General features: G+C 72.1%; 9 protein-coding genes. All 9 read left to right on the forward strand.

The annotated features are described in order from the left end of the window. The first annotated feature begins 60 nt into the window (after positions 1–60). The 9 genes from BJY18_RS00665 to BJY18_RS37655 all read left to right on the forward strand — a co-directional run bounded on the left by BJY18_RS00665 (position 61) and on the right by BJY18_RS37655 (position 11421). Positions 61–1578 (forward strand): FAD-dependent oxidoreductase, encoded by a 1518-nt coding sequence (locus BJY18_RS00665; protein ID WP_246458724.1) that lies wholly within the window; start codon positions 61–63, stop codon positions 1576–1578. Further along, positions 1578–2219, forward strand: coding sequence for an FMN-binding negative transcriptional regulator (locus tag BJY18_RS00670; protein WP_184776834.1), 642 nt, complete (start codon positions 1578–1580; stop codon positions 2217–2219). Before BJY18_RS00665 ends, BJY18_RS00670 begins: the two co-directional genes overlap by 1 nt. Positions 2220–2574: 355 nt before the next feature. Continuing rightward, positions 2575–2877 (forward strand): hypothetical protein, encoded by a 303-nt coding sequence (locus BJY18_RS00675; RefSeq protein ID WP_184776836.1) that lies wholly within the window; start codon positions 2575–2577, stop codon positions 2875–2877. Positions 2878–2993: 116 nt separating this feature from the next. Further along, a complete protein-coding gene (locus tag BJY18_RS00680; RefSeq protein WP_184776838.1) occupies positions 2994–5702 on the forward strand; it encodes a helix-turn-helix transcriptional regulator in 2709 nt (902 codons plus the stop codon). A 152-nt stretch (positions 5703–5854) separates the two neighbouring features. Beyond that, positions 5855–7102 (forward strand): cytochrome P450, encoded by a 1248-nt coding sequence (locus BJY18_RS00685; RefSeq protein WP_312873686.1) that lies wholly within the window; start codon positions 5855–5857, stop codon positions 7100–7102. Beyond that, complete coding sequence (locus BJY18_RS00690) at positions 7096–7962, forward strand: class I SAM-dependent methyltransferase (RefSeq protein ID WP_184776840.1); 867 nt, start codon at positions 7096–7098, stop codon at positions 7960–7962. Before BJY18_RS00685 ends, BJY18_RS00690 begins: the two co-directional genes overlap by 7 nt. Continuing rightward, complete coding sequence (locus BJY18_RS00695) at positions 7959–8774, forward strand: hypothetical protein (protein ID WP_184776841.1); 816 nt, start codon at positions 7959–7961, stop codon at positions 8772–8774. Before BJY18_RS00690 ends, BJY18_RS00695 begins: the two co-directional genes overlap by 4 nt. Further along, positions 8771–10225 (forward strand): prenyltransferase/squalene oxidase repeat-containing protein, encoded by a 1455-nt coding sequence (locus tag BJY18_RS37650; protein ID WP_184776842.1) that lies wholly within the window; start codon positions 8771–8773, stop codon positions 10223–10225. Before BJY18_RS00695 ends, BJY18_RS37650 begins: the two co-directional genes overlap by 4 nt. After that, complete coding sequence (locus BJY18_RS37655; RefSeq protein ID WP_184776843.1) at positions 10222–11421, forward strand: cytochrome P450; 1200 nt, start codon at positions 10222–10224, stop codon at positions 11419–11421. Before BJY18_RS37650 ends, BJY18_RS37655 begins: the two co-directional genes overlap by 4 nt. The last annotated feature ends 5 nt before the right edge of the window (positions 11422–11426 follow it).

Here is an 11426-nt window from a genome sequence, read left to right on the forward strand (position 1 = left end):
TAAATCGTTGAGGCGATTCTCCTTGTCGGCGATCTCATGAATTCTGGATGTGGACGAATAATGAATTCCGTCAATGTTCTTGTCGTGGGCGCTGGTCCCACCGGGCTCACCCTCGCCTACGACCTCGCCCGCCGGGGCGTCTCGGTGCGGATCATCGACCGGGACGTGAAGTTCACCACCGCCTCCCGCGGCAAAGCCGGAATCCAGCCACGCACCCAGGAGGTGTTCGACGACTTCGGCGTCGTCGACCAGGTGCTGCGGGCAGGCACCACCCGGCTGCCGTTCCGGCGCTATCACCGCGACCGGATCGTCAGTGAAGCGATCCCTTACGAGGCCAACGACCCGCGGCCGGACGCGCCGTACCGTCGGCTGCTGTTCGTCCGGCAGTCCCTGGTCGAGGGGATCCTCCGGGACCGGCTCGCGGAAACCGGGCACACGGTCGGGTCCGGGGTCGAACTGCTCCGGTTCGAGCAGGGCGCAGAGGGCGTGACGGCGACGCTCGGCTCGGCCGAGGGGGCGGAGGAGATCACCGCCGACTACCTGGTCGGGTGCGACGGCGGCGCGAGCACCGTGCGCAAGTCGCTCGGGCTGGAGTTCCGCGGGTTCACCGAGGAGGACCGCAAGCTGCTCGTCGGGGACGTCGAGGTCGACGGGCTGGAGCCGGACGCCTGGTATCAGTGGTACGACATGGAGCGCGGCGTTCTCCTGCTGTGCCCGCTCGCGGACACCGGCACCTGGCAGATCCAGGCGTCGCCGCCGGTGGACGCCGACGGCTTGCCGATGGGCCCCTCGCTCGAGGCGTTGCAGGCCTCGGTGGACCGGATCACCGGGATGCCGATCCGGCTGGGCAACCCGACCTGGATGTCGACCATGAAGCGGAACGTGCGGATGGTCGACACCCTGCGCGTCGACCGCGTCTTCCTGGCGGGGGACGCCGCCCACGTGCACCCGGTCACCGCCGCGCTGGGCGCGAACACCGGCGTGCAGGACGCGTACAACCTGAGCTGGAAGCTGGCCAGGGTGCTCGGCGGCGCCGAGGACGGGCTGCTCGACACCTACGAGCGCGAACGGGTGCCCATCGCCGAGTGGACGCTCAAGACCGCGTGCGACGCCGGTGACCTGATCGTCGAGGCCATGGTGGCGGGCGAGGGCGGCGCCGAGAAGGGCCTGACCGAGGACTCGCTGCAGCTCGGCCTGCACTACCGGGAAGGCCCGCTGAGCCGCGACCTCGTCGGCCGGGGCGCGCTCCGCGCGGGTGACCGGGCGCCCGATTCGCCGTGCCCCGGCGCCGCGGACGAGGCGGCGACGCTGTTCGACGTCTTCCGCGGGCCGCACCTGACGCTGGTGGGCGTCGGCGCGAGTACCGCCGCCGCGCTCGGCGCAGTGGCCGACCGGCGGCGCGGCGACGTGCGGACGGTCCTGCTGACCGAGCAGCCCGAGGCGTACGCCGGCCCGGACGACCGGCTCGTGCTGGTGCGGCCGGACGGCTACATCGGCCTCATCGCGCCCGCGGACGACCCGCAGGCCGTACTCGACTACCTGGCGACAGTGGACAGTTTCGTACTGGTGGAGGACTGATGTACCGGCCCGAGTACTTCCGCGCCCCCGATCTGCAGGCGCAGCACGACCTCATCGAGGAGTACCCGTTCGGCCTGCTCACCCTGTCCATGTTCGGCTCGCCCGCCGCCGTGCACCTCCCGTTCGTGCTCGACCGCGACTCCTGGCCGTACGGCAAGCTGCGCGGGCACCTGTCCCGGGGCAACCCCATCGCGAAAGCGTTGTCCGAGAACGTTGAGGTGCTGGTCGCCTTCACCGGGCCGAGTTCGTACATCTCACCGGACCACTACGAAACCCAGCCGCATTTCCCCACCTGGGCCTATGCGGCGGTGCACGTGAAGGGACGGCCGCGGCTGCTCGACGACGCCCGGACCGTGCGCCAGCTGACCGACCTGATCGCCGAGCAGGAGGCCCGCCTGGCGCCCAAGGAGCCGTTCGTGCTGCCCCGGCAGTCCTCGGAGCTGTTCGACGAGTACCTGCAGCTCATCCAAGGGTTCGAGATCTTCATCGGCCGGATCGACGGCATCTTCAAGCTGGGGCAGAACAAGACGCCGCGTGACATGGCCGCCCAGGCGAAGGCGTTCCGGGAACGGGGGACCGAGAGCTCGCTGCGCATGGCCGATTCGCTGGAACAGCACAACCCGTTTCCCAAGTTTTCCTGAAGAGGTGCGCGTAACCGCGCCGCCGAGGCGGCTCGGGGATGGCTGTCCGGCCGGCGTGGGCGCGGGTGGTGGTGATCGGCGCCGGAGGTGCGTAGCCAGGGGCCTGGCCGGACCGGCACGCACGTCCGGGCGTGTTCACGTTCTGTTGGGTTTGTGCACAACCTCCAAAGGATCGAGAACAAGAAAAGCGCTCGGCCGTTGTCAAACTAATGATGACAGTTGTTCGGAATCGAATTCTGTTTCTCCGGACGGGTGCGGGATTCGCACCCTCGGCGAGAGATATGACATACATCCGGAATGTCGGGGATTCCCGGTCGCCGCGGCCCTGATTTCGCAGGTCCACCACGTTGCCGAGGTGGTCAGTGACACCTGGGGGCAGATCGTCAAGGTGGATCGGCTGGACGCCGCGATCGGGACCGGCGATGACCCGAATGCCAGACATGGTTCCCTGGCGCCAGGGAACCTGGCCGGTCAGCTGACCGAGGGGAGTCAGGTGTGCCCTTCGGTCGACCCGGTGACAACGGAGGGTGGAGCTATTCGGCTGGCGACCGCATATCAACCCGTCAAATGGGTGACATGCCATGCTGCTCTGCGTGACCTGACATTCCCGCATCCCCCTGGTACCGTGATCATCGCAAAGTACTGGGACTGGGATTGAGACTTGTTTTCCGATGACTGGGGGGTCTGTCCGGTTGTCATGCCGGCTTGACTCGTTGTGCAAAAAACTGGCCTGGGGGTCTTGTGATTGCGCTGGTCGAACGTAATCGGCAAATAATGACTTGGGAAGGGATGATTAATAGCGGCATCGGTGGTGTCGTGACGGTGCGCGGTTCCGTCGGCAGTGGCAAGACCGTCCTGCTGACCGAGTTCGCCCGGCTGGCCGCCGCTCGCGGCATCCGCTGTATCACCGTCACGGCCGGTGCGGAGGGGGCGAACTGCTGGAATCTGCTGGACGAAGTCCTTGCCGCTGTGGGACACCGCGAGGCCGACCCGGCCGCGGCCCTCGCCGGACTGGCCGCCGCCGGCCCGCTGGCTGTGCTGGTGGACGATCTGCAGCGGCTGGGAGCCGCGCCTGCGGAGCTGACGGCCGCGGTGGCGCAGCTGGGCGCCGCCGGCGTGCTGGTCGTACTGGCCGACGATGTCGAGGCCACCCCGGCGTGGGCCGCGATCTACGCGGAACTGCTGCGGCTGCCCTGTTTCCGGTCGATCCGGCTGCCCCCGCTGACCCGGTCCGGGGTGCGCGAGGTGCTCTCGGGCCACCTGGACGGTCCCTGCGATCCGGAGCTCGTCGCCGAGGTCTGCGCCCTGACCGCGGGCAACCCGCTGCTGGTGCGCGCACTCGTGGAAGACCTGCTGGCGGTCGACGCGGCCGACCGGCTGCCGATGTCGACCGGACACGCCTTCCAGGAGGTGATGTCGGTGTGCCTCAGCCGGATCGCGCCGCAGGCGGCCCAGCTCGCGGAGTGCGTCGCGGTGCTCGGCGACGCGACGGACCCCGCCGTGCTCGCCGCGGTCGTCGGCGTCGACGAAGCGGGGCTGCCCCCGCTCGTGCGCACTCTGGCCGGCATCGGCCTGTTCGCCGATCGGGCCGATCCCGCGTTCCGGTCGCCCGGGCTGGGGGCCGCGGTGCGCTCCGTGGTCAGCGCCGCTGGTGCCACCGACCTGCGGGTCCGCACGGCCTCCGCGCTGCGCTCGCGCGGCGCGGAGGCGAGCGAAGTCGCCGCGCTCCTGCTGGAAGCGGGCTGCGCGCCGGACGAGTGGGGGGTCGCCGCGTTGTTCGACGCGGCGGAGCGCTGCCTGCACGAGGGCGACGTCGAGCGGGCCCGCCGTTACCTGTGCCTGGCGGCCCTGCCCCGCCCCGGCCGCGAGTGCTCCCATGCCGACACCCGCGCGGTCTCGCTCGGCTGGCTGCTCGACCCGGCGGCCGTGCCGCGCCGGCTCGCCGGCGCGGTCGACGCCGTCGCGGGCGGCGGGTTCACTCCCCACGAGGCGATCGTGCTGGCCGGGCAGCTGCTCTGGCACGGCTGGCACGACGAGGCCGTCCCGACCCTGGCCTGGCTGGCCGCGAACCGGTCCACCTTCGCCCCGGACGACGCCGAGGATGTGCAGACCCTCTCGCTGCACATCGCGATCACCTATCCGGGGATGGCAAGGCACCTCGAGCCCGCCGGCACCGCGCATGCGCGCAGCGACGTCGTGACCAGGGCCAGCGACGCGCTGCTGCATTCGATGCACGTCCTGCGGGCCGTGATCGTCACCAGCCCGAGCCCGGATTTGGTGCGCGAGGCGCTGCGGTCACTGGAAGTCTGCGCGCTGCGCCGGATGCCGCTGGAGCCCAGCCTGTTCGCGCTGCTGTCCCTGATCTACGCCGATGAGCTGGAGAGCGCCGCGCACTGGTGCGACCAGCTGCTCGAGGAGGCGGCGCGGCGCGGCATCGTGGCGCTGGAGGCGACCCTGCTCGAATCCCGGGCGCACATCGCGCTGACCGCGGGCGACCTGCCCGCGGTCGAGCTGTACGCCCGGCGCGCCCTCGACGTACTGCCCGCCGAGGGCTGGGGAACCGCCGTCGGCGCGCCGCTGAGCGTGCTCGTCGGCGCGCTGGTGGGCATGGGCCGGTTCGAGGACGCGGCCGCCGAACTCGGCCGGCCGGTGCCCGCGGCCATGTTCCGCACCGTGTGGGGCCTGCGCTACCTGCGCTCGCGCGGCTACTACTACCTCCACACCGGGGGTGCCCGCGCCGCGCTCGGCGACTTCAGGTCGATCGGCTCGCTGATGGCCGAATGGAACCTGGACAGCCCGGTTCTGCTGCCGTGGCGCTCCGACGCCGCCGAAGTCCACCTGCAGCTCGGCGAGGGCGACGAGGTGGTGCGGCTACTGGACGAGCAGGCCGGCCTGCCCGGCGGCGACAGCGGCAAGCTGCGCGGCGTCGAAGCCCGGATCCGCGCGAGCAACACGGACCGGCGGGACCGCAGCCGCGCCCGGACCGCCGCGGTCGCGGTGGAGCACCTGGAGGCGGGGCAGGACCGGCTGGAGCTGGCCAAGGCGCTGGCCGTGCTGGGTGACGTCCACCGGGCCTCCGGTGACGGCCGCCGGGCCCGGATGGTGATCCGCCGGGCGCTGCACCTGGCCACGCTGTGCCGGGCCGAACCGCTGGTTTCCGGGCTCACCGGCCAGCAACGGCCTGCCCGCGCCGCGGGCACCGGCGCCGAGCGGGGGCTGGACTCGCTCAGCGACGCCGAACGGCTGGTGGCCGAGCTGGCCTCCTGGGGCAACACCAACCGGGAGATCGCGCGCAGCCTGCACGTCACGATCAGCACGGTCGAGCAGCACCTGACCCGCGTCTACCGCAAGCTGAACGTGCGCCGCAGCGATCTGCCCGCCGACCTCGGCATGCCGGCCCAGGCGGGATCGGCCACCCGGCGGGCGCTGCAGAGCCGGGTGGAGGCCTACGCCCGCTCCGCCGTGTCGGCGCAAGACCGGTAGGAGCCGGATAGGGGTCGCCTAGGGGCGGCGGTAATGGTGACGATGACGCGGTGGCGGCGACATAATCGTCATGGGAATTACCGCTGCGCCGGTTTTCCCTTGCCCATGAATATCTGGCGCGCTTCATTTTCCTGAATTGGGGGCTTTGCCGCGTGAGCACGACCGACAACGTCGACCCGGCGGAATTACCCGCGTACCCGATGGCCCGGGGCTGTCCACTGCACCCGCCCGCGGAATACGCGGAGCTGAGCACGCAGCAACCGGTCAGCAGAGCGGTGCTTCCCTCGGGCAAGCCGGTGTGGCTGGTCGCCAGCCACGAGCTGGTCAAGGAGATCCTGACCGATCCGCGGGTCAGCTCCAATCGATTCCACAGTGGCTTCCCGCACCAATTCCGCCGGGTGCAGACCGCGGCCCAGCAGGCCGAGCAGACAAAGCAGAGTTCCGCGGTCATCGGGCGGGCGTTCGGGGTCGACGGCGCCGAGCACGCTGGGCGCAAACGGCTGGTCGTGCCGGAGTTCACCGTGCGCCGGGTACAGGCGTTCCGGCCACGCATCCAGGAGATCGTCGACGACGTGCTGGACGAGATGACCGCGGCCGGCAGCCCGGCGGAGCTGATGTCGGCGTTCGCGCTGCCGGTGCCTTCGCGAGTGATCTGCGAGCTGCTGGACGTCCCACTGGCCGACCGGCAGTACTTCCTCGACCGGACTACCACCATGGTGGACCAGTCCACCACGGTCGAGCAGCGTCAGCAGGCCAACATCGACGTGCTCGCCAAGCTCGACGGGCTGATCCGGGCCAAGGAGGCCGATCCGGCCGACGACGTGCTCGGCCGGATCGTGCGGCGCAACGTCGAGCTGGGCGTGCTCGACCACGACGAGATCGTCGGCGTGGCGGCATTCCTGCTCATCTCCGGGTTCGAGACCACCGCCAACATGATCGCGATGGGCACCCTCGGGCTGCTGGAGAACCCCGGCCAGCTCGAGCTGCTGACCGAGGATCCCGGCCTGGCCGGCAGCGCGGTCGACGAGCTGCTGCGCTACTTCAGCGTCTCCGACCCGGCCGGTTCCCGGGTGGCCACCGAGGACATCGAACTCGGCGGCGTGAGGATCCCGGCCGGCGATGGCGTGATCGCGCTGGCCGGGGCCGCCAACTGGGACCCGCAGGTTTTCGACCGGCCGGAACGCCTGGACATCCGGCGCAAGGCGCGCGGTCACCTGGCCTTCGGGCACGGCGCCCACCAGTGCATCGGGCTGCACCTGGCCCGGCTGGAGCTGGAGGTCGTGTTCGGCACGCTGTTCCGGCGCCTGCCCGGCCTGCGGGTGACAGCGCCGGTCGACGACTTGCGGTACAAGGTCGGCGCGAATATCTACGGCGTGCACGAGGTGCCGGTCGCATGGTGAAGTCCACCGAGCGCACCATCGTGTTCGACGAGCTGGCCGGCCAGTACGACAACACCGGCGTCGAGTTCTTCGGCCCGATCGCGCACCAGCTGCTCGAGCTGCTCGGCCCGCGGCCGGGTGAGCGTGTGCTCGACGTGGGCTGCGGCCGGGGCGCCGTGCTGTTCCCGGCCGCGGCTGCCGTCGGCCCGGAGGGGTACGTGCTCGGGATCGACATCGCGGCGGCGATGGTCACCGCGACCGCCGCCGACGTGGCGGCGCGCGCACTCGGCCACGTCGAGGTCCGCGTGCTCGACGGTGCAGCCCCCGACCTGCCGGCCGAGTCGTTCGACCTGATCACGGCGAGCATGAGCGCCGCGCACTTCCCGGATCCGTTCGCCACGGCGGCGCACTACGCGCGGCTGCTGCGGCCGGGCGGCCGGATCGGGGTGACCGGGCCGGTGCCGCCCCGCGCACTGTCCGAATGGGACCTGGGCGCGCTGCGGGTGGACCGGATCATCGCCGCGGCCGACCCGGCGGCGCTCGCCGCCGCGCATCCCCGGGTGGCGGCGCTCTACGGCGAGTACCCGTTCGGCCGGCCAGGCCGGATGTGCGACGCCCTGCGTGCCGCCGGGTTCACCGAGGTCGCCGAACAACGCCACGACGTCGTGCTCGCAGCGCCGACCGCACAGGCACTCATCGACTGGACCTGGTCCAACGGGCTGCGCGTGTACTGGGAACTCGTGCCGGCGGACCGCCGGGAGCAGGTGGCCGCGGAGCTGACCGAGGAGCTGACTGCGCGCGTCGGCGACGGGCCGGTGACCGCGATGTACCCCGTCTACCACTACCTGGGGCAGCTGCCCCGGACCGGAGGAGTGAAATGACCACGATGCCGGTATGGCGGAGCCTCGGCGCCGACCCCGGCGGGCCGCTGGTGCTCGCGGTGGACTACGCGGCCTCCGGCCGGCCGGAGGCCGCGTTCGGCGACCTCGCCGTGGAGCACCCGGTGTGGGAGACGGTGCAGCCGCCACTGGGGGCGGAGGCCGGCTTCGAACTCGCCGACTACGTCGACGGGTGGCTCGCGGCGGTCCCGGACCGTCCCGTCGAGGCGGTGCTCGGGTACTGCGCGGGCGGCGCGTTCGCGGGTGAGCTGGTCGCCCGGCTGGCCGAGCGCACCGGCCGGGCGGCGCCGCTGCTGCTGTTCGATCCGGAGTCGCCGACGCCGCTGACGATGTACTACCAGTACCGCAAGGTGGTGGAGAGCTTGGCCGGTGTGCTCGGCGCCGAGCGGACGGCGGCCGCCGTCGCCGACGGCGACCGGGCGATGGCCGAGGCCGACGGCGTCGAGCAGGCGGGCGCGGCGCTCGCCCGGATCTTCGTCGGCGCCGCCCGGGCGGCGTGCGCCGAGGCGGGCCTGGAGGAGGAGTACGTCGACGAGCTCACCGGCACCTACCGCTCGTTCGTCCGCTACCTCACCGCGGCGTCGCAGGCCGACCACCTGAAGGGCTGGACGGGCGCGTACGTCTTCAGCTCGGCCACGCCGACCAGCGGCCTGAACCCCCTCGCCCCCGCCGCGCGGGCGGAACTCACCGACCGGGAACTGCGCTTCGACGTCGAGCACGCCGACCTGCTGCGCACCCCGGCGGTCGCGGCCGCGGTCACCGAGGTACTCGCGAAGGCGCAGGCGTCGCGGTGACCGGGGTCGACGTGCCGGCCGACACCGCCGGCCGGGTGGTTGCGGACCTCGTCGCGGATCCCGGCGGCGGTCTGTACCCCTCGGTGTACGAGACGGGACGTCTGGTCTCGCTGTCGCCGTGGCTGGCCGGGCACGACCGGCGGGTCGAGTTCCTGTGCTCCGCGCAGCGGCCGGACGGCACGTGGAGCGGGCCCGGCACGGTCGCGCTGGTCCCGACGCTCAGCGCGGTGGAGGCGCTGCTCACCGCGGGCCGGACCGGCGACGTCGTCGACCGCGGACTGGCCGCCGCCGCCGCGCTGCTGGCCGAGGTGGCGCGGGACGGCCTGCCGGCGACGCTGATCCCCTTCCTGATCGTGCCCGCGCTGGTCGCGGACATCAACGCGCGCCTCGGCCACGAACGTCTCGTGCTGCCGTCGAGCCTCGACCCGGCGGCGCTGACCGCGCTGCGCACAGACGGCTGGCGAAATCCGGTGTCGGCGTTCTACCTGGAGATCATCGGCCCCGCCGCGGTGGGCTCGGACGCGGTGACCCCGGTGCATGGCGTGATCGGGTGCTCGGCCGCGGCCACCGCGGCCTGGCTCGGCCCCGAAGCCCCCACGCCGGGCGGCCCCGGCGAGGCGTCCGCGGACTTCCTGCGGCACACACAGTCCCTTTTGGACGGTCCGGTCGCCGGGCTGACGTCGATGGCGTACTTCGAGCGAGCGTGGTCCTACCGCGTGCTGGCCGCGGCCGGCGTGGCGCCGGCGGTCCTCGCGCCGCTGCTGGCCGGCCTGCCCGCAGACGTGGGCCGGACCGGCGCTCCCTCGGCGCCGGGAGCGGCGGCCGACTCCGAATCCGCGGCGCTGCTGCTGCTCGCCGAGGCCGACCGCACCGGCCGGCTGGCCGAGCCCCAGTGCTTGTGGGAGTACGACCGGGACACGCACTTCCTCACCACCGTGCCGGTCGGCGCGCCCTCGGTGATCAGCAACGCGCGGGTGCTCGAGGTGCTCGACCGGTACCGCCGGCAGGATCCGCCGGACGCCGGCCGCTACACCGACGCCGTGGCGCGCGTAGCGCGCTATCTGGCGGAAAAGCAGCAACCCGACGGCAGCTGGCACGACCGCTGGCACGTATCTCCTTACTACGCCACGCTTTCCTGCGGGGCGGCGCTGTCGGCCGCCGGCATCGGCGAGCCGCTCGACCCTGCCGTGGCGATGGTGCGGGCGGGGCAGCACGCGGACGGATCGTGGGGTGTTCGCGGCGGCACGGCCGAGGAAACCGCTTACGCGGTGCTGTTGCTGGCCGCGGTGCCCGGCGATCACCAGGATGCGATCGCGGCCGGGGTGGCGCACCTCGAACGCGTCGGCACGGCTGAGCCGCACCCGGCGCTGTGGGTCGGCAAGGACCTGTACGCGCCGGTGAACCTGATCCGGGCCGCGGTGCTGGCCGCCACGGAAGCGGGCCGTCGGTGACCGGGAAGCCTAAGGCCTGCCCGTATCCGTTCCAGCCCGCGGAACGGCTCGAACCGGACCCGCGGGCCGCGGTGCTGCGGCGCGAGGCCCCGGTCAGCCCGGTCACGCTGCCGTACGGCGGCGAGGGGTGGCTGGTGGTCGGGCACCACGAGGCCCGGACCGTGCTGTCCGACCGCCGGTTCAGCCGGGCCGCGCTGGTCGGCGCCGACGTGCCGAGGATGACCCCGCGGATGCTGACGAAAACCACCATCCTGACCATGGACCCGCCGGACCACACCCGGCTGCGGCGGCTGGTCGCGCCCGCATTCAGCCCGCGCACCATCGAGGCGCTCCGGCCCCGTGTCGTCCGGCTGGCCGAGCAGCTGGTGGATCGCCTGCTCGACGCGGGACCACCGGCCGACCTGGTGCGTGACCTGGCCAAGCCGCTGCCGAGCGCGGTCATGTCGGACCTGCTCGGGCTGCCGGCCGCCGATCAGGAGAAGTTCTTCGGCTGGGCCGAGATCATGGTCAGCGGCGCAGGCCTGGCCCCGGCCGAGATCCTCGCCACCATTGGCGAGCTGGACAGCTATCTGACCGATCTGGTCGCCGAGCGCCGCAGGGAACCGCGGGAAGACCTGCTCAGCGTCCTGGTCGCCGCCCGCGACGAGGACGACCGGCTCAGCGAGCAGGAGCTGGTCGGGATCGGCGTGACCCTGCTGCTGGCGGGTCTGGAGACGACGACCAACCAGATCGGCAACTTCGCCTGGCACCTGCTCAGCCGCCCGGACCGGGTGGCTTGGCTGAGCGAAGACCTCACCCGGCTGCCGGGCGCGGTCGAGGAGATGCTGCGGTTCACCCCGATCGCGACCAGCGCCGGGTTCACCAGGGTGGCCACCGAGGACGTCCTGCTCGGCGGCGTCACCGTCCGCGCGGGTGACGCGGTGCTGATCGACCTGGACTCGGCCAACCGCGACGAGGCGGTGTACCACGACACCGACGAGCTGCGGCTGGACCGGGAGGCGCAGCCGCACCTGGCCTTCGGGCACGGCCCGCATTTCTGCCTGGGCGCGCAGCTGGCCCGGATGGAACTCGTGGTGGCACTGACCGCCCTGCTGGAACGGGTGCCCGGCCTCCGGCTTGCTCTTCCGCCCGGGGAACTGCACTGGCATACCGACCGGGTCGTGCGCGGCCTGCGGAAGCTGCCGGTGCGGTGGTGACCGGA

The sequence above is a fragment of the Amycolatopsis jiangsuensis genome (genome assembly GCF_014204865.1).
In the GTDB taxonomy this organism is placed as follows: domain Bacteria; phylum Actinomycetota; class Actinomycetes; order Mycobacteriales; family Pseudonocardiaceae; genus Amycolatopsis; species Amycolatopsis jiangsuensis.